A 20,181-nucleotide genomic window follows, 5' to 3' on the forward strand; every position below is an offset into this window, starting at 1 on the left:
CGCCCCCCCCCCCCCCCCCCCCCCCCCCCCCCCCCCCCCCCCCCGCGTCACGCCTAGATCAGGCCGAGCGCCCTGACCGCGTCCCGCTCCTCGGTGAGCTCGGCCACCGAAGCGTCGATCCGCGCCCGTGAGAAGTCGTCGATCTCGAGACCCTGGACGATCTCCCAGTCCCCGCCGTGCGAGACGACCGGGAACGAGGACACCAGTCCCTCCGGAACGCCGTAGGACCCGTCCGAGACGATGCCGGCCGACGTCCAGTCGCCCTCGCGCGTCCCGTTGACCCAGTCGTGCACGTGGTCGATGGCGGCGTTCGCGGCCGAGGCTGCTGACGACGCGCCGCGCGCCTCGATGATCGCCGCGCCGCGCGTCGCCACCACGGGGATGAAGTCGTCGACGAGCCACGACTCGTCGGCCGTCAGGGAGGTCGCAGGTGCTCCGGCGAGCTCCGCGTGGAAGACGTCCGGGTACTGGGTGGCCGAGTGGTTGCCCCAGATCGTCAGCCTGCGGACGTCGTCGACGGCCACCCCGGCGCGCTTGGCCACCTGCGTCAGTGCACGGTTGTGGTCGAGGCGCGTCATCGCGCTGAAGCGCGACGACGGGACGTCCGGCGCGTGCGCGGCAGCGATGAGCGCGTTCGTGTTCGCGGGGTTCCCGACGACGAGCACCCGGATGTCGTCCGCGGCGCCGGCGTTGATGGCCGCGCCCTGCGGCTTGAAGATCCCCCCGTTCGCCTCGAGGAGGTCACCGCGCTCCATGCCCTTCGTCCGTGGGCGCGCCCCGACGAGGAGTCCGATGTTGGCGCCGTCGAAGCCGTCGCGCGGGTTGTCGAAGATGTCGATGCCGGCGAGGAGCGGGAAGGCGCAGTCGTCGAGCTCCATGGCGGTGCCCTCCGCCGCCTTGACCCCCTGCGGGATCTCCAGGAGACGCAGACGGACCGGAACGTCCGGACCGAGGAGCTGGCCGGAAGCGATCCGGAAGAGCAGGGCGTACCCGATCTGGCCGGCAGCACCGGTCACGGTGACGTTCACAGGGGTGGGGCTCATGTCACAACTCCTTTGTCAGAACAGATACCGGCCGGTGACCGGGCGGACGGACGCGGGTGCGTGACCGTCGACCGGGGACTCGCGTCCCGGTCCAACGATCACGCACCCGGCGGTGGATCGCTACCTCAGGCGAGGCGCGCGGCGAGGTTCTCGTCGAGCGCGGCGAGGAAGTCCTCGGTGGTGAGCCACTCCTGGTCCTTGCTGATGAGCAGCGCGAGGTCCTTCGTCATCTTGCCCGACTCGACCGTCGTGATGACGACGTCCTCGAGCGTCTCGGCGAAGGTGATGACCTCGGGCGTGCCGTCAAGCTTTCCGCGGTGCATGAGCCCACGGGTCCACGCGAAGATCGACGCGATGGGGTTCGTCGACGTCGGCTTGCCCTGCTGGTGCTGACGGTAGTGACGTGTCACCGTGCCGTGGGCAGCCTCGGCCTCGACGGTCTTGCCGTCCGGGGTCATGAGGACGCTCGTCATGAGGCCGAGCGAACCGAAGCCCTGCGCGACCGTGTCGGACTGGACGTCGCCGTCGTAGTTCTTGCACGCCCAGACGTAGCCGCCCTCCCACTTCATGGCCGACGCGACCATGTCGTCGATGAGACGGTGCTCGTACGTGAGGCCGGCCGCAGCGAACTGCTCGGCGAACTCCGCGTCGAAGACCTCCTGGAAGAGATCCTTGAACTGGCCGTCGTAGGCCTTGAGGATCGTGTTCTTCGTCGAGAGGTACACGGGGTAGCTGCGCTGGAGGCCGTACGCGAACGACGCGCGCGCGAAGTCGCGGATCGAGTCGTTGAAGTTGTACATACCCATCGCGACGCCGCCGTCGTCCCCGTAGGTGACGACCTCGGTCTTGATCTCTTCCGAGCCGTCGGCGGGGGTGTACGTGAGCGTCAGGGTGCCCGCGCCGGGAACCTTGAAGTTCGTCGCCTTGTACTGGTCGCCGTGCGCGTGACGGCCGATGATGATCGGCTTGTTCCAGCCCGGGACGAGCCGCGGGATGTTCGAGATGATGATCGGCTCGCGGAAGACGACGCCACCGAGGATGTTGCGGATCGTCCCGTTGGGCGAGACCCACATCTTCTTCAGGCCGAACTCCTCGACGCGCGCCTCGTCGGGCGTGATCGTGGCGCACTTGACGCCGACGTTGTGCTCCTTGATCGCGTTCGCCGCGTCGATGGTCACCTGGTCGTCCGTGGCGTCACGGTTCTCGATCGACAGGTCGAAGTACCGCAGGTCGACGTCGAGGTACGGGTGGATGAGACGATCCTTGATGAACTGCCAGATGATCCGAGTCATCTCGTCGCCGTCGAGCTCGACGACCGGCCCTACTACCTTGATCTTGCCCATGCGAGGCACGCTCCTGTATGTCTGGTGATTGCCATCGACCAGATTACTCGACTTTTCTCGACGTCAAGAGATCTTGCACCCGACGGTCCGCCTGCTGGGAAGCGCGCACGCACTCATGTGCTTCTCAGACTGAGGTGGAACGATGCACGATGGTGCCGCGCGAACGCGGCACCCGACGCGACCAGCTCCAGCCCCACCCGACACCACACACGACAGGATCCCCATGTCTCAGGATGCGTCTGCGCAGCAGACCCTCATCGAGGACCGCACGGTCTCCGACCGTCGGCTCTCCCCCGCAGGTGACACCGACCGGCCCAGCACCTTCGCGGTCATCGGTGCAGAGCTCTTCGGCACGTTCCTCCTCGTCTTCGTCGGGCTCGGCATCGCGCTCTATGCCACGTACAGCGGAGCGGGCGCCCTCGGCGTCGCGCTCGGCTTCGGCATCGCGCTCATGGCCGGCATGGCGTCCGTCGGCCACATCTCCGGCGGACACTTCAACCCGGCCGTGACGCTCGGGTACGCGGTCGCGGGGCGCACGTCCTGGAAGGACGTCCCGGTCTACTGGGTCGCCCAGATCGTCGGAGCGGTCGCTGCTGCGGCCACGCTCTTCACGACGATCCCCAAGAGCTTCGCCTCCGGAGACACCGCGGCGTACGGCAGCCTCAAGGAGTTCTTCTCCATCACCGCCAACGGATTCGGTGACAACTCGCCCTCGTTCGCCACGGCGAGCGCAGCGTTCTTCAAGACGTACCTCGACCAGGGCGCCACGCAGGAGCAGATCGACGAGGCCGTCTCGGCCGGCCAGCTCGTCGTCCCCACCTTCGCGAAGTTCGACGCGACGTCCGTCGCCATCATCGAGGTCGTCGCGACCGCGCTCTTCGTCGGCGTCATCCTCGCCGTCACGGACAAGCGGGCACGGATCCGCTTCACCTCGGTCGTCGTCGGCCTCTCCTTCGGCTTCCTCGTCCTGCTCGCGTCGCCGCTCTCCGGCGGATCGCTCAACCCTGCGCGCTCGCTCGCCGCCGCGCTCTTCTCCGACAGCTGGGCCCTCGGGGACGTCTGGATCTTCTGGGCCGCACCCCTGGTCGGCGCGATCATCGCGGCGCTCTTCTACCGCGGGTTCACGACGACGGAGCCCGTCGTCGAGTACGTCTACCGCGACGACACCCTCGACGGTGAGGACGACGTCGACGTCGTCACCGAGGTCGAGGAGGTCGTCGTCGTGACCGAGGTCGTCCCCGCCGACGAGCCGTCGACCTCGACGGACACCACGAGCACCACGAGCACCACGGCCGCCGCTGCACCTGCACCGACCGAACCGGTCGCTGCGGAACCCGCACCCACGACCGAGGCCGCCCCGTCCGCGGAGCCCGCCCCCGATGCGGCGCCCGCTCCGGTGAAGAAGGCGCCCGTCCGGCGGGCACCGGCGAAGACGCCCGCGAAGGCACCGGCGAAGGCACAGGCCAAGCCGCCCGTCGCACGGAAGGCACCGGCGAAGAAGGCACCGACCACGGGCCCCGCCGCGGACGGAGCGGCCTCCGCGCCCGCTTCGCCTGCGCCGCCCGCAGAACCGTCCACCGACTCTGTGGACAGCGGCCCGGACGACACCGTCGAGCCCTCGAAGTAGCACCGAGCAGCCGATGCCCGGCACGTCTGCACCGGATTCCGGTGGCGACGTGCCGGGCATCGCTGTGTCTGGCGGGATCCACGCGACCCAGGTGTCGCGGTCGAGATGGTGTCGCGGTCTAGATGTCCGGTGCGGTCTGCGCGAGGATGCCGATCATCAGAGCGAGGGTGGCGAACATCGCGACGTCGACGCCCCGGGAGCGGATGGTGATACCGATCGGCCCGGGTCCGGGGATCACCGCCCGCGCGACACTGCCGGTCAGCAGGAGCGCCGCGAGAGCGAGGGCAGCCTCGCGCGCTCCGAGCCCGAGCGCGATCGCTACGACGGCGAGGACACCCACACAGACGAGCCACATCGCCGTCTCGCGGCGGACAGGCGGCTTGGGAGCGTGCCGAGGAACCTGACCGCTCTCCGAACCCGTCGCGATCGGGTACCACGGAGCGCTGCGCCCCGGATCAGCGCCTGGCTCACCGGGATGACCGGGCTGGTCCGGCTGGTCCGGTCGCCCAGGGGTCGCCCGAGCGTCCGGCGCACTGTCGTGCAGCCTGCCTTGTCCTTCGTCGTCGACCATCACGCTGCCTGTCGCGTTCACGAGCACTCCACCGCACTGAGACTACCGTTGCCTCCATGCACCTGACGCACCCGCCAGAGACCGTACCCAGCGCCGGCCCCGCGTCCGTCCTCGTCGTCGGAGCCGGGCTGGCCGGTGCGCAGACTGTCGCGGCGCTGCGCAAGCACGGTTGTGCGGGCCGGTTGACCGTCCTCGGCGACGAGGGTGTCCTCCCCTACGACCGACCTCCGCTCTCCAAGGAGCTCTTCTCTCGCCCGGAGCCGGCCTGGATCTCGGACGAGCTCGGTGTGGACCTCGAGGCGCTCGCCGACGAGGTGGTTCTCGACGACGCCGCCGTGAGCCTCGTCGTCGGTGAGCACGCGACGACGGTCACGACCGCTCGGGGCCGGCGGCTCACCGCAGAGGTCGTCGTCCTCGCCTGTGGCGCGGAGCCGGTCCGCCCGGCGGGCTGGGAGCATGCGCTGTCGTTGCACAGCGCCCAGGACGCGGCGATCCTCCGCGAGAGCCTGCGGCCCGGTGCTCGGCTCGTGTGCGTCGGCGCGGGGTGGATCGGCGCAGAGGTGGCTGGCGCGGCGGTCGGGGCCGGATGTCGTGTGAGCGTCGTCGAGGCGGCGTCCGTGCCGCTGGACCGGCAGCTCGGTGAGCAGGTGGGGTCGCTCGTCGCTCCGTGGTACGCGGACGCCGGAGTCGAGCTCGTCGTGTCGAGCGCGGTGACGGGCGTCGCGGCGGACGGTGTGCGCCTGCGGTCGGACGACGGGACGGAGCGGCTGCTGTCTGCCGACGTCGTGCTGGCGGCGGTCGGGGCGCGCCCGGCGACCGACTGGCTCCGCGGGGCGGTCCCGATGGACGCACGAGGCTCGATCGCGGCGGACGCATCCGGTCGCGTCCGGACGGGCGGTGACCTGGCGGCCGTGTACGCCGTCGGGGACTGCGCGACGCGCGAGGACCCGGTGTGGGAGCACGTCCCGGGCGGCCACTGGTCTGCCGCTCTCCTCGACCCGGACCGGGTGGCGCGGGCCGTCCTCGGCCTCGTGCCCGAGGATGCCACCGCTCCGGCGCCCTACGTGTTCTCGCGCCAGCTCGGCCACGACATCGCTCTCTTCGGGTTGCCGGACCCTGTCGTCGACCGCGTCGTCGTGCGCGGCGAACCGTCGGTGCCGGGCGCGCCGTGGAGCGCCCTGTACGTGGCGCCCCACGGCCTGGTCACGGGCATCCTCGTGGTCGACTCGCCGCGCGAGGTCGGCGCAGCGCGGCGCCTCATGGCGAACGGGCCGGTCGCCCTCGACCTGGACCGGGCGGTCGACGCCCGGTCCGGGCTCCTCGGTGCGCGGCTCGCTGACGGATCGCCCGTCGGCCGGCCGCCCGTCAGCGAGCTGCCCGTCAGTGGGCGAAGTGACGTGTCCCGGTGAGGTAGAGCGTCACGCCTGCCGCCTCCGCGGCGGCCACGACCTCCGCGTCTCGCACGGATCCACCAGGCTGGACGACGGCGCGCACGCCCGCGTCGAGGAGGACCTGGAGGCCGTCCGCGAAGGGGAAGAAGGCGTCCGACGCCGCGACGGCGCCGCGGGCCCGCTCGGTGTCACCGGAGTTCGCCCGCTCGACTGCGAGACGGCAGGAGTCGACGCGGTTGACCTGCCCCATCCCGACGCCGACAGACGCTCCGCCGGACGCGAGGAGGATCGCGTTCGACTTCACGGCGCGGACGGCGCGCCAGGCGAACTCGAGGTCGGCGAGCGTGTCAGCGTCCGCTGCCTCGCCGGCGGCGAGCGTCCACGACTGCGGGTCGTCCCCGCCGTCGGGTCCTGCGGCGTCGACCCTGTCGACCGCCTGCATGAGGAGACCGCCGCTGATCGGTCGCAGCTCGACGGGCGCGCTCGGCGAGGCGTCGACCTGGAGGAGACGGATGTTCTTCTTCGCCGTGAGGATCTCCAGCGCCTCGGGCTCGAAGCCCGGTGCGACGACGACCTCGGTGAAGACCGGGGCGATCTGCTCGGCTGCGGCGCGCGTCACAAGGCCGTTGGAGGCGATGACTCCGCCGAACGCGGAGAGCGGGTCGCACGCGTGCGCCTTGGCGTGCGCGTCGGCGATGTCGTCGCCGACGGCGATGCCGCACGGGTTGGCGTGCTTGATGATCGCGACGGCGGGGCGCGAGTGGTCGTGGGCGGCGCGCCACGCGGCGTCGGCGTCGACGTAGTTGTTGTAGCTCATCGCCTTGCCGTGCAGCTGGGTCGCCTGCGCAAGACCGGGAGCGGCGTCGCCGGAGGTGTAGAGGGCGGCACGCTGGTGCGGGTTCTCGCCGTAGCGCAGGACGTCGGAGCGGGTCCAGGTGGCGCCGACCCAGGCGGGGAAGCCGGAGGCGACCGGGCCCGCCTCGGTGACCACCGTGTCGGTGGGCGACACGACGTTGCCCATCCAGCTCGCGACGGCGACGTCGTAGGTCGCCGTGTGGACGAACGCCTCGGCGGCGAGCGCCTTGCGCTGGGCGTAGGTGAAGCCGCCGGACCGGACGGCGTCGACGACGGCCGGGTACCCGGCGGGGTCGACGACGACGGCCACGCTCGGGTGGTTCTTCGCGGCGGCGCGGACCATAGAGGGGCCGCCGATGTCGATCTGCTCGACGCACTCGTCGGGGCTCGCGCCGGACGCGACCGTCGCGGTGAAGGGGTAGAGGTTGACCACGACGAGCTCGAACGGTGCGATGTCGAGGTCGTCGAGCTGGCGGAGGTGGTCCTCCTTGCGGGTGTCCGCGAGGATGCCCGCGTGCACGCGGGGGTGCAGGGTCTTCACGCGGCCCTCGAGGCACTCGGGGAAGCCGGTGAGCGTCTCGACGCCGACGACCGGGACGCCTGCTGCGGCGATGGTCGAGGCGGTCGAGCCGGTCGAGACGATCTCGACGCCTGCGGCGTGGAGTGCCTGTGCGAGCTCGGCGAGACCGGTCTTGTCGTACACGCTCACGAGGGCGCGGCGCACGGGGCGCTGCGTGTCGTCGGAGAGCTGCGGGGCGGCGGCCGTCGGGTGGGCGGAGGGGCTGGGTGCTGCGGACATCTGCGTACTCCTGTCGTGGCGGGTCGATCGTGATGTCGGAGAGCACGGCTCTCCGGTGGGTCACTACGAATGCCCAGGCGCCCAGGCGGACGGCGCTGCACAGGGACGATCGGCCGCTCCCCGGTGGTGAACCCCACCCTCGCCAGTCGCGACCGTCCCCGATCCTATCTGCTCAGTCGAGCTCGATGAAGAGCCCGACGCCGGCCGCCGCGGTCGCGATGGTCACGTCGAAGGCGCGGTCGTAGTCCGTGACGACCCGGTGGAGGTGTCCGTAGAGCTCGGCGCTGATCGCACCGACGAGCGAGGAGAAGAGGGTGAAGGATCGGGCGACCGCGTTCTCGAGGGCGCACCGGGTCTCCGGGTCCGCGGTCGGGTCCGTGAGGTCGATGCCGACGAAGGTGAGCGTCTCGCTGGAGAGCAGCCCGGAGGCGTCGAGCCGACCCCCCGGTGGCCGCAGGGAGCCGTCTGCGAGCGCGCTGAGAAGGATCGTCTGGACGACGCCCCAGAGACGGACCGCCGAGGCGACCGTGTCCTGGGGCGCCTGGTACCCGGGGACGGGCGTGCCGTAGACGAGCTCGAAGCTGCGGGGGTTCGCGACGGCCCACGCGCGCACGGCGCGGGCCACCGCGAGCCATGCCTGTGCCGGGGTCTCGCCGCGCTCGTGGGACACGCGCAGGGCCTCTTCGCAGGCGTCCCCGACGGCGTCGTACCCCTCGATGATGAGGAGGGTGAGCAGCGCGTCACGGGACTCGACGTAGCGGTACACGGCCGACGACGCCATGCCGAGGTCGCGTGCGACCGCACGCAGGGAGAGCCCGGCGGCGCCCTCGACGCTCAGCCTCTCCTTGGCGGCGGCGAGGAGCTCCGCCATGACTTCTGCGCGCGCTCGTTCGCGTGCGGTCCGGGGTGTGTTCACCGGGCAAGTCTGCCCGGTGGAAGCGCTGCACGCAAAAGAGAGCAGTGCTCTTGACGCACTCCCTGCGCCCGTGCGAGCATCGATCGCACCGGAGAGCACCGCTCACACCTCGGAGGAGAGAACCATGACCCTGCACGTCGTCCTCGGCAAGGGCCCCATCGGCACCACGACAGCAGCCCACCTCCTCGCCGCCGGAGAGGACGTCCGGATCGTCAGCCGCTCCGGAGCTCCCGGACGGGACGAGCCGGCGACCGCCGGAGCGCACCACGTCGCCGCCGATGCCGCCGACACGTCGCAGCTCGTCCGCGCCACACAGGACGCCGACGTCCTCTACAACTGCGCCAACCCCGCCTACCACCGCTGGCTCACCGACTGGCCCCCGGTCGGAGAGGCACTCCTGGCAGCCGCCGAGACGCACGACGCCGTCCTCGTCACCGCAGCCAACCTCTACGCCTACGGACCCACGACAGGCCCCATGACCGAGACGACCCCGTTGTCCAGCACACTGCCGAAGGCCCAGGTGCGCGCCGAGATGTGGCGCGAGGCCGAGCGTCGGCACGCCGCCGGACGCCTCCGCGCGACCGAGGTGCGCGCGAGCGACTACATCGGGCCTCGCGCCCTCGTCACCTCGCACGTCGGCGAGCGGATCCTCGAACCGCTCCTCGCCGGACGCACCATCCGACCCGTCGGCAGCGCCGACGCCCCGCACACCTGGACGTACCTGCCGGACCTCGCCGCCGCGCTCGTCGCCGCCGGCCGGACCGAGAGCGCCTGGGGCCACGCCTGGCACGCACCGTCCCCGGACCCGCGCTCGTTCCGCGAGGTGGTGAGCGCCTTCGCAGACGCCGCCCGACGGACGAGCGCCGTCCCCGAGCCGAGGATCAGGCCGGTGCCGATGTGGGCCGTCGCCGCCGCGGGTGTCGCGGTCCCGATGATGCGCGAGATCCACAAGATCGGCTACCAGTTCACGGAGCCGTTCGTCATGGACTCGACCGCGTCACAGCGCGCCCTGGGGATCACGCCCACGACGTGGGACACGATCGCGACCGAGACCGTCGGCTGGTGGCGCACCACCCAGCACGCGTGAGGTCTCACCGTGCCTACGACACCGTCCTGTCGTGCCCCACCACGACGACACGACCGTCGACGTGCAGGCCACCCCGCGCGATCCGCCCGACCCACTCCACGAGCAGCCGACGTTCCTCCGCCTTGATCCGCTCGTGCAGCGTCGCCTCGTCGTCATCGGGCTCGACGGCCACCGCGACCTGCGCGACGATCGGCCCCGTGTCGACACCGGCGTCGACGACGTGCAGCGTGCAGCCCGTCACCGCCACACCGTACGCGAGCGCGTCGCGGACGCCGTGCGCCCCGGGGAAGGACGGCAGGAGCGCCGGGTGGGTGTTCACGGTCCGCCCCCCGAACCGGCCGAGGAACGCGGGACCGAGGATGCGCATGAACCCGGCGCTGACCACGTAGTCGGCGTGGAAGACGGCCACGGTCTCGGCGAGCGCCGCGTCCCACTCCGCACGGTCGGCGAACGACCGGGGCTCGACGACCGCGCTGGCGACACCGGCGTCGCGAGCGAGGCCGAGCGCGCCCGCACCCGGGTTGTCGGTCACCACGGCGACGACGCGCGCACCGTACGCCGCGTCGTCGTGCGCAGCCAGGAGGGCGGCCAGGTTGCTGCCACCCCCTGAGGCGAGGACGACGACCCGTGCGGTCGACGAACCGGTCCCGACCACCTCGACGGCATGGCCCGAGGGAGTACGCCGACCGGCCTCTCCGGGACGCGCGGCCGGGTGGGATCGGGGGTCGGGGCGAGATGACGTCACGCTCGGAACTCTAGCGGGTGCAGGCGTCGCAGCGGCGGGAGACCGGCGGTGATGGGCGACAATGGACGCATGGGAAACCCGTACGCACCGAAGCCTCCGGGCACCCCTCCGCCGTCCGGTGACCAGCAGGGCGACCAGCAGCGTCAGCCCGCCGGACCCACGCCGGACGGGTGGGGCGACAGGACGCCCGAGCAGCAGCCGCGCGGCCGACGCGGAGCGGGCGCGCGGGCACCGCGCGAGCCCGTCGACCCCGAGGTCGTGCGACACCTGTCCCGGCGCCTCATGGTCTTCGCGCTCATCCTCCTCGCCTGCCTCCTCCTCAGCTCTGCGCCCCTCCCGTGGCGCATGGGCAGCGTCGCGCTCGCGGTCGCGGCCCTCGTCGCCGGGGGTCTGGCGCTCCGGCGCGCCTGGCGTGCGAAGGTCCGGGGCATGGTCGTCGTCGCGGTCGCCGCCGGGATGGCGGTCTCGGCCACGCTCGGGCTGGCGACGCTCGCCGTCATCCCGGTCTGGGACGTCGAGATGGAGCGCCAGACGTGCATGAGCGAGGCGATCACCCACTCCGCCCGTGCACAGTGCCTCACCGACTACCGGGAGGGCCTCGAGGAGTACCAGGACTCGCTCACGGGGTGAGTGCGGGGTCCACCTGGTCGGCGGGCGAGCCGGCGCCGGTCCGGCGGCGCACCGCACCGCGCACGGCACCACGCACCTCGCGCCGAGCGACGACGAGGACGACCAGGCACCCGAGCGCGACGAGCGCCGCGACGCACAGTCCCACGAAGGTCCCCGACGCACCCACGTCCCCGAGCCGTCCCGGACCGGCAGAACCGGAGGCCAGGGCGACGAGCGCGCCGCTGACCGCCCCGGCGCCGAGCCCGCAGACCGGCGCGAGCACGAGGACGTGCCACCAGGCGATCCGCTCGAGCGCGCGATGGATGACCACTCCCGCGAGCATGCCCGCCGCGACGACGACGGCTGGCGCCCATGCGGCCGCTCCACCGCCGGAGGACGGGCCCGGGAGCCCGCCGAGGAGCGGGATCGCCGGGAGCGGACCTGAGGTGACGCCGTCGATCCCGAAGTGCGTCCCCGAGCCCACCGCGAAGCCGGGTCCGGCGAGCCAGGTGAGGGCCCACACGACGAGATCCGGGACGAGGGCGAGCTGAGCGACCGCGAGCGACACCCCGCTCAGGCCGTCGAGGCCCAGCGCCGCGATGACGTCGCGGCTCGCGGACCGGCCTGAGAGCACCCACACGAGCACGAGCAGCGTCGACGCCAGGACGAGCGCCGCGACGGCGACGAGCGCACCTCGAAGGCCGAGGCGGACGCTCACCGGGAGCCGACCGACGAGCGCGACGGCACCCCGGCGGAGACGACCGGCGTCGGGTCGAGCGAAGAGCCCTGCTCCCAGCCCGAGGGCACCGACGAGCACACCGCCGAACGCCGCAGCCACCACCTGCGAGATCTCTCCCGCGCCGGCGACGAGCGCGACGAAGCACGTGCCGACCGCATAGGCGAGGACCCCGGCGACCAACGCCGACCAGGAGGGCGCCATCGTGCGCCGGGCCGAGGCGAACGCACCGAAGAGCGTGACGACGCTCAGGCCCAGCGGGACGAGTGTCAGCGTCGCCGGACCGGTGATGAGCGGGACTCCGTGAGCGAGGAGCCAGATCCCGCTCGAGACGCCCAGCGCCCCGCCCCACGGCGTCGGCTGGTCGCCCGCCTGGGCCGAGCCGGCGATCGCCATCGCGACCGCAGGGACGAGCGTCACCGCGAGGGAGAACACGAGCGCCTGGACACCGCTGAGCACACCCGACACCCAGGTCGAGGCACCGGCCGTCGATGCGCTCGTCCTCGTGTCCGACGGAAGTCGTTGCTCGAGGGTGCGCCGGAACGCACCGAGACGGTCGGTGACCGCGGGAGCCGGTGGTGGCGACGGGGCGGGAGGTCGTGGTGTCACCCCGCCATCGTCTCCCGAGACCGCGGTCTGCTCGGGCAGGCCGCCCGGCGAGCCGCGCGTCGGGCGGCGTCGTAGACGCCCTCCTCGACGACGGAGGGCCGTCCCGCTGGTCGCGGGACGGCCCTTCGTGCGCGCGCCCGTGGAGCTACGCGAGGGTGCTGCAGGTGGTGCAGGTCAGGAGAGGATCTCGCGCATGAGCGCGGCCGTCTCGGACGGCGTCTTGCCGACCTTGACGCCCGCAGCCTCGAGGGCTTCCTTCTTGGCCTGGGCGGTACCGGAGGAGCCGGAGACGATGGCGCCGGCGTGGCCCATCGTCTTGCCCTCGGGCGCCGTGAAGCCGGCGACGTAACCCACGACGGGCTTCGTCACGTGCTCCTTGATGTACGCCGCAGCACGCTCTTCGGCGTCGCCGCCGATCTCGCCGATCATGACGATCGCGGCGGTGTCGGGGTCGGCCTCGAACGCCTCGAGGGCGTCGATGTGCGTGGTCCCGATGATGGGGTCGCCACCGATGCCGATCGCGGTGGAGAACCCGAAGTCACGGAGCTCGTACATCATCTGGTACGTCAGCGTGCCGGACTTCGACACGAGGCCGACCTTGCCCGGACCCGTGATGTTCGCGGGGATGATGCCGACGTTGGAGAGTCCGGGGCTGATGAGGCCGGGGCAGTTGGGGCCGATGAGCCGCACGCCCTTCTCCTGCGCGAGCGCGAAGAACTCGGCGGTGTCCTTGACGGGCACACCCTCCGTGATGATGACGACGAGCGGGATCTGCGCCTCGATCGCCTCGACCACGGCGGCCTTGGTGAAGGCCGGCGGGACGAAGATCACGGAGACGTCGGCGCCGGTCGCGGCCATCGCGTCGGAGACCGACCCGTAGACGGGGACGTCCACGGTCGACTCGCCCGACGGGAAGGACACGGACGTGCCGGCCTTGCGCGGGTTGACGCCGCCGACGACCTTGGTGCCCGACGCGAGCATGCGCGTCGTGTGCTTCTGCCCTTCGGAGCCGGTCATGCCCTGGACGATGACCTTGGAGTCCGCAGTGATGAAGATTGCCATGTGTCTGCTTCTGCTCTCGTTCTCGGGCCGTCAGGCGTTCGTCGCGGCGGCGTGGGCGAGCTCGGCCGCCTTGTCGGCGCCGCCGTCCATCGTGTCCGCGATGGTGATGAGCGGGTGAGCGGCGTCCGCGAGGATGCGGCGGCCTTCCTCGACGTTGTTGCCGTCGAGACGGACCACGAGCGGCTTCGTCGCGTGGTCGCCGAGGATCTCGAGCGCCTTGACGATGCCGTTGGCGACGGCGTCGCACGCGGTGATGCCGCCGAAGACGTTGACGAACACGGACTTCACCTGGGCGTCGCCGAGGATGACGTCGAGCCCGGCAGCCATGATCTCGGCGGAGGCGCCGCCCCCGATGTCGAGGAAGTTCGCGGGCTTGACGCCGCCGTGCAGCTCACCGGCGTACGCGACGACGTCGAGGGTGCTCATGACGAGCCCCGCGCCGTTGCCGATGATGCCGACCGTGCCGTCGAGCTTGACGTAGTTGAGGTCGTTCTCCTTGGCCTTCGCCTCGAGAGGGTCGGCCGCAGCGGTGTCCTCGAGCTCGGCGTGGTCCGCGTGGCGGAAGAACGCGTTCTCGTCGAGCGTGACCTTGCCGTCGAGCGCGACGATGGAGCCGTCCTCGGTGCGGACGAGGGGGTTGACCTCGACGAGCGTCGCGTCCTCTTCCTTGTAGACCGTCCACAGCTTCATGAAGACGTCGGCGACCTGCGCCTTGATGTCGTCGGCGAAGCCGGCCACGGTCGCGATCTCGTCGGCCTTCGCCTGGTCGATGCCCACGATCGGGTCGACCGCGACGCGGGCGAGCGCCTCCGGACGCTCGACGGCGAGCTGCTCGATCTCCACGCCGCCCTCGACGCTCGCCATGGCGAGGTACGTGCGGTTGGAGCGGTCGAGGAGCACGGAGAAGTAGAACTCCTCAGCGATCTTCGCGCCGGCCGCGATCATGACGCGGTGGACCGTGTGGCCCTTGATGTCCATGCCGAGGATCTCTGCGGCCTTCTCGGCGGCCTCGTCGGGAGAGTGGGCGAGCTTGACGCCGCCCGCCTTCCCGCGGCCTCCGGTCTTGACCTGCGCCTTGACGACGACAGTTCCTCCGCCGAGCTCTTCTGCGCCTGTGCGAGCTTCTTCAGGGGTGGTGGCGACCACTCCCCCAAGCACGGGTACGCCGTGCTTCTCGAAGATGTCGCGCGCCTGGTATTCGAACAGGTCCACCCTGCTGCGTCCTTTCGTCGACCGGTACACAGGTGTCTCGACATCGAGACACTTTCTCCACAGAGTAGTCTGCCCGGGCACTCGGCGGGACCCGACCGACTGTCGGCTGGACCACAGCGGGGGTGCGGCCGGCGCCCGGTGCGGGTGCGACCGGCGCGTCCCGGACGGAAGGCGCTGTCCCGGGACGCCCGCACCGGCCGTCACCGCAGCGACGTCGGGTAGAGGGCCCCCGCCCCATAGGCCACGACGACGACGGCCACGGTCCCGGCCAGCACCACGACGTCGAGGAGCGAGACACGCAGGTGCGCCAGGCGCACCCGTCGGCTCGCCGCGTCGTGCGCAGCGAACGTGAACCCGCGCGTCTCGAGAGCCTCGACGGTCGTCCGCGTCCGCTTCGCCGTGTTGAGCATCATCGGGTAGAACGCCTGGACGAAGACGACACCGACGTGCACGACCGTCCGCCACGCGAAGAGTCCTCTCGACCGCACCGGTCGCGCCCGCAACCGGTGCCCGTCGACGATCGTGTGGAACTCCTCCATGAAGATCGGGAGCATCCGGTACCCGTAGCTCACGCCGAACGCGACGAGCGCCGGGGCACGCAGCGCGAGGAGCGCGTCGGAGAGCTTCTCCGGGTCGAGAGACACGAACGCCGCCATGCTCGCGAGCGAGACGATGCCGAGCTTGAGCGTCAGCTCTGCGAGCGCCATGAGCGTGTCGAGGTCGCCCCCGAACAGCCATGCGGCGACGGCGAGGTAGATGCCCTCCGTGAGGAGACCGACGACGAAGAGACCGAGGACGAGCGGTCCGACCCTCGAGACGATCACCATGACGACGGAGAAGACGAAGAGCAGCCCGAGGACAGTGCTGTCGTGGGTGAACCACGGGGCGAGCGCGACGAGCACGTACCAGGCGAGCACGACTCGGGGGTCCATCCGCGAGAGCAGCCCGCCGCGGGTCGCGTAGGCGGTGCGGAGCAGCTCGAGCTTGATCCACTCGACCGAGATGACGTCATGCGTGGTGCGCGCCATGACCGACCTCCGTCCTGTCGGAGCGACCCGGGCCGTGGCCCGGGGTGACGAGGGCGGCCCCTGTCCCGGTGCGCCCGACCATCTCGACGACCGAGAGCGGCGGCGGGTCCATCCCGAGGAGGCGGCCGAGCTCTGCCACCTGCGGCGGGACCAGGCCTGCTCTGGCCATGAGATCCACGTCGCCGAAGAGCTCGGCGGGCGTGGTGTCGGCGACGACCGCTCCCTGGTCGAGGACCACCACACGGGTGGCCCACTCCGCGACGAGGTGCATGTCGTGCGTCGCGACGACGACGCACCGGATGTGGTCGGCGAGCCGCGCGAGCATGGCGATGACGCCGTCCCGGCTCCCGATGTCGAGGCTCGACGTCGGTTCGTCGAGCAGGAGGAGCGACGGGCGCATCGCGAGCCCGACAGCGAGCGTCGCTCGGCGCTGCTGACCTCCGGAGAGCGTCCGGCCGTCGCGGTCGGCGAGATGGTGGAGGTCGACGAGGGTGAGGACCTCGTCGACGAGCCGCGTGGCGTCGGGGACGTCTCGCCCGGTCGGGTAGAGGGCGACGTCACCGCGGACGGTGTCCGTGAGGAACATCTCCTCGGGCCGCTGGTAGAGATAGCAGACCCGGTCGGCCATGATCGAGGCGCTCACGTCCCGGGTGCTCACACCTTCGACGGTGACGGTGCCCGACCGGGGCACGCGCAGGCCGGTGAGGAGCCGCATCAGGGTGGACTTGCCGGCGCCGTTGCTCCCGACCAGCGCGACGCGCTCCGCCTCGTGGAGGTCGAGGTCGATCCCGTCGAGGACGGTGTCGAACCGGCCGTCGACCCCCCGGTAGCCGTGGCGCACGTCGTCGAGCCGAGCGACGAGCGTCCGCTCTGCGGACCGGGCCGCGTCGGGCCGGGCGGGCACGGAGGGCTCGGGCTCGGACGGGTCGCGCAGCGCGCCACGACGAACCTCGACACCTCGCTCGGTGAGCCACCGTGCCGCGTCCACGGGCGTCAGCGGGACCGGCCCGTGCTGCTCGTACGCGCGGGCCACCTGCACCACCTGCGGCGCGGGGACCCCGTGGGCGTCGAGCTCGTCGGAGCGCGCGAGCGCCTCGGCGACGGGCAGGTGCCACACGACCGCGCCGTCCGCCATGAGCACGACGCTGCGGGCATACCGTGCGACGAAGTCGGTGTGGTGCTCGATGACGACGATCGTCGTGCCGTACGCGGCGTTGAGGTGGGCGAGCGACTCGTAGATGTGGGCTGCGCGACCGGGATCCAGCTCGGCGACCGGCTCGTCGACGACGAGGACCTGGGGCCGCAGGACCATGACCGCGGCGATCGCCACGAGGTGCTGCTGCCCACCGGAGAGCTGCCAGACGAACTTGTCGGCCAGGTGCGTGATCCCGAGCATCTCGAGAGCCTGCGCTGCACGCGCAGCGTGGTCGACGAGCCCGAAGTTCACGGCGGCGAAGGCGACCTCGTCCCGGACGGTCGGCCGGACGAGCTGGTTCGTGAAGTCCTGGTAGACGTAACCGACGACGGCCGACAGCTCAGCGACGCTCGCCGTAGCCGTGGGGACGCCCGCGACGACGACCTGACCGTCGGTCCGCCCGCTCCAGTAGTGCGGGACCAGGCCGTTGAAGGTCTTGCACAACGTCGTCTTGCCCGACCCGTTGCCGCCGACGACGGCGACGAAGTCCCCCTGCTCGATGGTGAGGTCGACGCCGCGGAGCGACTCGACGGTGGCACCCGGATAGCGGAACCGGAAACCCTCGACCTCGATGACGGCCGTCATCGGTCCTGGCGCCTGGCGCGCACCGACCGCGCGACGAGCAGCACGGCGACGATCGCCGTGCAGGCCATCCCGACACCGACCCAGAGGAACTGGGTTCCGAAGCGGTCGAGGAAGCCGGGCTCCCAGACGCCGACGTTGGCGTCGATCTCCTCGAGGAACGCGAACCCTGTGCCTGCCGCGACGATCACGAGGCCGGTGAGGACGGTCGGTGCCGTCACACGCAGGGCCGGCACCGGGTTCTCGACCGGGTCGCGCGGCGACATCCCCATGAGCGGCTCGATCTTGCCGTACAGCCGCGGGACGAGCCACAGCGCGGGGATCACCCCGAAGAGGACACCGCTGATGGCGACGTCGACGACGAGGCCGACTCCTTCGATCGCGAGGATGGACTCGGGAAGACCTTCGACGAGCTCGGCGTCCTCGATCCCGATCCACACCTTGGCGACGTCGACAATCGCGGAGAGGAGCTTGTCGACGACGACGATGACGACCGCGGCGAGCGCCACCTGCCCGCGTCGACGCGGGTCGCGGACGAGGGAGCCGGCGAGGTAGAGGGCGAGGAACATCTGGAGGTAGCCCTCGATCTCGGCGAGGCCCGAGAAGTCACCCATGAGCAGGTCCGTGAAGACGATCTCGCCGAGCGGGGCGCCGAGCGCCGCGTAGAGCGGGTTGAAGAGGCAGACCATGACGAGCGGGACGAACACGAAGTAGGACACGGAGAGGTCGATCGGGCCGATCGTCACCTCCGGGAAGACCTCGGTGACGATGTTGGCGAGACCGAAGAGCGACATGGACAGGACGAACACCATGAGCTTCTGCGCCTGCGTGAGCTCGTCCGGTCGGCGGACCTGGAACCCGCCGGTCGGGCGGGCCGGCGTGGTGTCGGGGGCTGTGGTGCGTGGGAGCGACATGGGTCTACCTCTCGTGGGGCGCGGCGGAAGGTGAGCTGGTGAGGAGCGCGAGGACGCCCGTGAGGTCGTCGACGACGTGGTCGGCGAGCGCGGGAGCGCCGGTGGCGTCGGGAGCGAGCGCGGCGTCGAGGGGTGCGTCGGTGGTGCTGCCGCCGCGCACGAGCACCACGGACCCGATACCGGCGCGTCGAGCAGCGAGCGCGTCGCGGTGCGGCTTGTCGCCGACGAACCAGACGTCCTGCGCGTCGACGCCGAGCGCACGGAGCGCCGTGCGCGGCAGCTCCGGGTCCGGCTTGCGCCGGCCGACCTCGTCGGAGCAGACGACGACCGCGAGGCGGTGGAGGAGCCCGTGGTGCCGGAGGCGTTCGCGCACGACGCGACCGCTGATGGTGTTCGACACGAGAGCGACGGGGATGCCGAGCCGCGTCGTCTCGTCGAGCAGCTCGACGACGCCCTCCCTGAGCTGGACGCGGCTCTTGCTCCGGGCGTACCGAGCGGTGAGATCGACGGCCTCGAGGCGCACGAGCTCCCGCGCCCCGTCCGGCCACCCGGCGGAGGCGGTGTCCCAGAACTCCCTCGGAGTGGTCTCGGGAACGACCAGTCCGTCAGCGAGGTCGGCCTTCCACGCGTGGTAGGCCTGCCGAGCGCGAGCGATGGAGCTCGAGACCCGGTCGGCGGGGACAGCGTGACCGGCCCGGTCCAGGACGCCGGCGAGCTCGCTGGCGAAGAGGTCGGCCGCGGCCGGGTCGGGAGCGCTCGTCACCACCACGCCACCGTGGTCGAGGAGCAGGGCCGCCGGCCTGGTGCCTGCGCCGCGGGGAGCACGCGCGCGAGGCGCCGGGCGCTCCGGACCAGCGGGCGTCACCGGGTGGCGCGGTCCGGGAGCAGGTTCCGGGAGCGGCTCGGCGTGGCGGGCGCGCTCGAGGAGGTCGAGGACACCCTCCGGCGAGTCGAGGACTGCGTCGGCGCGCACGGAGACGGGGTAGGGCGGTGTGTCCGTGTGGCGGTGCCGCGTGAGCAGGACTGCGCCGACCTCGGCCCGGCGGCCGGCGACGACGTCGCGGTCCTGCGTGTCGCCGACGTACCAGCAGCGGTCAGCGGTCGTCCCGAGCGCGACCGCCGTGCGACGGATCGTCTCGGGGTGGGGCTTGCGGATCCCGATCTCGTCGGAGTAGGTCTGGACGGCGACGAGGGCGTCGAGGCCGTGCTGGGCGAGCAGTCGGCGGTGCGCGAGCCCGGCGTGCGCGTTGCTGACGATCCCGACGGGGATGCCTCGCTCGTGTGCGTGCGCCAGCAGGTCACGCACCCCCGGGCGGACGACGTGCTCCGACATGAGGACGGACATCTCGGCGAGCACCTCGGTCGCATCGCTCGCGAGCACCTCTCGCACGACGACGGGGAGGTCGGAGGCGAGGAAGTCCTCGACGATCTCGCGGTGGGTCATCTCCCGGGGCTCGAGCCGCCGGCCCGCGGCGTTCTTCCAGTCCTTGAGGGCCGCACGCCCGGCGTCGAGGCTCGACCGGAGGCTGTGCGGCGGGCAGGTGTGGCCTGCGGCGGCGAGACGGGCGGCCCACCGGGCGATCACCGTGTCCGGGCCGTCGGCGCGGCGGTGTGTCTCGAACACGACGCCGCCGAAGTCGAGCAGGAGAGCCTGCGGGGCGTGACGCAGCGCGGGCGGGCGATCGTCGGTCGTCTCGGGGGCGAGCTGGGGGGTCTGCTGGGGCACGGAACTTCCTCACGTCGGTGGCACCACTGACGCTAGGGCGGTCCGCCTGCCGCTGGGCGACGAGAAGGTGAACAGAACTGGAACGTTCCAGTCGCATCGCTGCCCGGCGCCTCGAGAGCCGCCCGCACGGC

General features: G+C 71.7%; 17 protein-coding genes and 1 riboswitch. Of the genes, 4 read left to right on the forward strand and 13 right to left on the reverse strand.

The window, feature by feature from the left end; translation table 11 throughout:
- Positions 1-53: 53 nt before the first annotated feature.
- Together ABKW26_RS16445 and ABKW26_RS16450 are read right to left on the reverse strand one after the other, a co-directional pair.
- Positions 54-1,043: a malate dehydrogenase gene (locus ABKW26_RS16445; RefSeq protein WP_348595044.1), complete on the reverse strand. Its 990-nt coding sequence runs from the start codon at positions 1,041-1,043 to the stop codon at positions 54-56.
- Positions 1,044-1,168: 125 nt separating this feature from the next.
- Positions 1,169-2,386: an NADP-dependent isocitrate dehydrogenase gene (locus ABKW26_RS16450; RefSeq protein WP_348595045.1), complete on the reverse strand. Its 1,218-nt coding sequence runs from the start codon at positions 2,384-2,386 to the stop codon at positions 1,169-1,171.
- Positions 2,387-2,609: 223 nt separating this feature from the next.
- On the opposite strand from ABKW26_RS16450, the gene ABKW26_RS16455 reads away from it, so the two are divergent.
- Positions 2,610-4,013, forward strand: a complete 1,404-nt coding sequence (locus ABKW26_RS16455; protein ID WP_348595046.1) for an aquaporin — start codon at positions 2,610-2,612, stop codon at positions 4,011-4,013.
- A 118-nt stretch (positions 4,014-4,131) separates the two neighbouring features.
- Here ABKW26_RS16455 and ABKW26_RS16460 read toward each other — a convergent pair whose 3' ends face one another.
- Complete coding sequence (locus ABKW26_RS16460) at positions 4,132-4,368, reverse strand: DUF3017 domain-containing protein (protein WP_348595047.1); 237 nt, start codon at positions 4,366-4,368, stop codon at positions 4,132-4,134.
- A gap of 272 nt (positions 4,369-4,640) precedes the next feature.
- On the opposite strand from ABKW26_RS16460, the gene ABKW26_RS16465 reads away from it, so the two are divergent.
- On the forward strand, positions 4,641-5,993 hold the full coding sequence (locus ABKW26_RS16465; protein ID WP_348595048.1) for an NAD(P)/FAD-dependent oxidoreductase: 1,353 nt from the start codon (positions 4,641-4,643) through the stop codon (positions 5,991-5,993).
- On the opposite strand, the gene purH is transcribed toward ABKW26_RS16465, so the two are convergent.
- Positions 5,965-7,629 (reverse strand): bifunctional phosphoribosylaminoimidazolecarboxamide formyltransferase/IMP cyclohydrolase, encoded by a 1,665-nt coding sequence (purH, locus tag ABKW26_RS16470; RefSeq protein WP_348595049.1) that lies wholly within the window; start codon positions 7,627-7,629, stop codon positions 5,965-5,967. The genes ABKW26_RS16465 and purH overlap by 29 nt on opposite strands.
- A gap of 72 nt (positions 7,630-7,701) precedes the next feature.
- Positions 7,702-7,789: riboswitch (ZMP/ZTP riboswitch) on the reverse strand.
- Between the two features lie 12 nt (positions 7,790-7,801).
- Positions 7,802-8,545 carry a helix-turn-helix domain-containing protein gene (locus ABKW26_RS16475; RefSeq protein WP_348595051.1) on the reverse strand — a complete coding sequence of 248 codons (744 nt, stop codon included), beginning with the start codon at positions 8,543-8,545 and terminating at the stop codon, positions 7,802-7,804.
- Between the two features lie 124 nt (positions 8,546-8,669).
- Here ABKW26_RS16475 and ABKW26_RS16480 point away from each other — a divergent pair, with 124 nt between their 5' ends.
- A complete protein-coding gene (locus tag ABKW26_RS16480) occupies positions 8,670-9,632 on the forward strand; it encodes an NAD-dependent epimerase/dehydratase family protein (RefSeq protein WP_348595052.1) in 963 nt (320 codons plus the stop codon).
- Positions 9,633-9,645: 13 nt separating this feature from the next.
- On the opposite strand, the gene purN is transcribed toward ABKW26_RS16480, so the two are convergent.
- Positions 9,646-10,287 carry a phosphoribosylglycinamide formyltransferase gene (purN, locus tag ABKW26_RS16485; RefSeq protein WP_348595100.1) on the reverse strand — a complete coding sequence of 214 codons (642 nt, stop codon included), beginning with the start codon at positions 10,285-10,287 and terminating at the stop codon, positions 9,646-9,648.
- A 159-nt stretch (positions 10,288-10,446) separates the two neighbouring features.
- On the opposite strand from purN, the gene ABKW26_RS16490 reads away from it, so the two are divergent.
- Entirely contained in the window at positions 10,447-11,007 is a 561-nt protein-coding gene (locus tag ABKW26_RS16490) for a hypothetical protein (RefSeq protein ID WP_348595053.1), read from the forward strand.
- Here the strand turns inward: ABKW26_RS16490 and ABKW26_RS16495 are convergent.
- From ABKW26_RS16495 to ABKW26_RS16525, 7 genes are all read right to left on the reverse strand, one after another.
- Positions 10,997-12,331, reverse strand: coding sequence for a DUF6350 family protein (locus ABKW26_RS16495; RefSeq protein WP_348595054.1), 1,335 nt, complete (start codon positions 12,329-12,331; stop codon positions 10,997-10,999). The genes ABKW26_RS16490 and ABKW26_RS16495 overlap by 11 nt on opposite strands.
- Before the next feature lie 174 nt (positions 12,332-12,505).
- Positions 12,506-13,393: a succinate--CoA ligase subunit alpha gene (gene sucD, locus ABKW26_RS16500; protein ID WP_348595055.1), complete on the reverse strand. Its 888-nt coding sequence runs from the start codon at positions 13,391-13,393 to the stop codon at positions 12,506-12,508.
- A gap of 30 nt (positions 13,394-13,423) precedes the next feature.
- Positions 13,424-14,605 (reverse strand): ADP-forming succinate--CoA ligase subunit beta, encoded by a 1,182-nt coding sequence (gene sucC, locus ABKW26_RS16505; RefSeq protein ID WP_348595056.1) that lies wholly within the window; start codon positions 14,603-14,605, stop codon positions 13,424-13,426.
- A gap of 200 nt (positions 14,606-14,805) precedes the next feature.
- Positions 14,806-15,633, reverse strand: a complete 828-nt coding sequence (locus tag ABKW26_RS16510; RefSeq protein ID WP_348595057.1) for an energy-coupling factor transporter transmembrane component T — start codon at positions 15,631-15,633, stop codon at positions 14,806-14,808.
- Positions 15,614-17,413, reverse strand: coding sequence for an ATP-binding cassette domain-containing protein (locus ABKW26_RS16515; protein ID WP_348595058.1), 1,800 nt, complete (start codon positions 17,411-17,413; stop codon positions 15,614-15,616). Before ABKW26_RS16515 ends, ABKW26_RS16510 begins: the two co-directional genes overlap by 20 nt.
- A complete protein-coding gene (locus ABKW26_RS16520; RefSeq protein WP_348595059.1) occupies positions 17,410-18,324 on the reverse strand; it encodes a cell division protein FtsQ in 915 nt (304 codons plus the stop codon). Before ABKW26_RS16520 ends, ABKW26_RS16515 begins: the two co-directional genes overlap by 4 nt.
- A gap of 4 nt (positions 18,325-18,328) precedes the next feature.
- Positions 18,329-20,050, reverse strand: a complete 1,722-nt coding sequence (locus tag ABKW26_RS16525; RefSeq protein WP_348595060.1) for an HAD-IA family hydrolase — start codon at positions 20,048-20,050, stop codon at positions 18,329-18,331.
- Positions 20,051-20,181 lie beyond the last annotated feature (131 nt).

The organism is Sanguibacter sp. 25GB23B1 (assembly GCF_040012415.1).
Taxonomy (GTDB): Bacteria; Actinomycetota; Actinomycetes; order Actinomycetales; family Cellulomonadaceae; genus Sanguibacter.

Bases quoted from the DNA above. Each gene is read 5' to 3' on its own strand.
- ABKW26_RS16445 (WP_348595044.1), bottom strand. From the start codon at position 1,043: ATGAGCCCCACCCCTGTGAACGTCACCGTGACCGGTGCTGCCGGCCAG.
- ABKW26_RS16450 (WP_348595045.1), bottom strand. From the start codon at position 2,386: ATGGGCAAGATCAAGGTAGTAGGGCCGGTCGTCGAGCTCGACGGCGAC.
- ABKW26_RS16455 (WP_348595046.1), top strand. From the start codon at position 2,610: ATGTCTCAGGATGCGTCTGCGCAGCAGACCCTCATCGAGGACCGCACG.
- ABKW26_RS16460 (WP_348595047.1), bottom strand. From the start codon at position 4,368: ATGTGGCTCGTCTGTGTGGGTGTCCTCGCCGTCGTAGCGATCGCGCTC.
- ABKW26_RS16465 (WP_348595048.1), top strand. From the start codon at position 4,641: ATGCACCTGACGCACCCGCCAGAGACCGTACCCAGCGCCGGCCCCGCG.
- purH (WP_348595049.1), bottom strand. From the start codon at position 7,629: ATGTCCGCAGCACCCAGCCCCTCCGCCCACCCGACGGCCGCCGCCCCG.
- ABKW26_RS16480 (WP_348595052.1), top strand. From the start codon at position 8,670: ATGACCCTGCACGTCGTCCTCGGCAAGGGCCCCATCGGCACCACGACA.
- ABKW26_RS16490 (WP_348595053.1), top strand. From the start codon at position 10,447: ATGGGAAACCCGTACGCACCGAAGCCTCCGGGCACCCCTCCGCCGTCC.
- sucD (WP_348595055.1), bottom strand. From the start codon at position 13,393: ATGGCAATCTTCATCACTGCGGACTCCAAGGTCATCGTCCAGGGCATG.
- ABKW26_RS16510 (WP_348595057.1), bottom strand. From the start codon at position 15,633: ATGGCGCGCACCACGCATGACGTCATCTCGGTCGAGTGGATCAAGCTC.
- ABKW26_RS16515 (WP_348595058.1), bottom strand. From the start codon at position 17,413: ATGACGGCCGTCATCGAGGTCGAGGGTTTCCGGTTCCGCTATCCGGGT.
- ABKW26_RS16520 (WP_348595059.1), bottom strand. From the start codon at position 18,324: ATGTCGCTCCCACGCACCACAGCCCCCGACACCACGCCGGCCCGCCCG.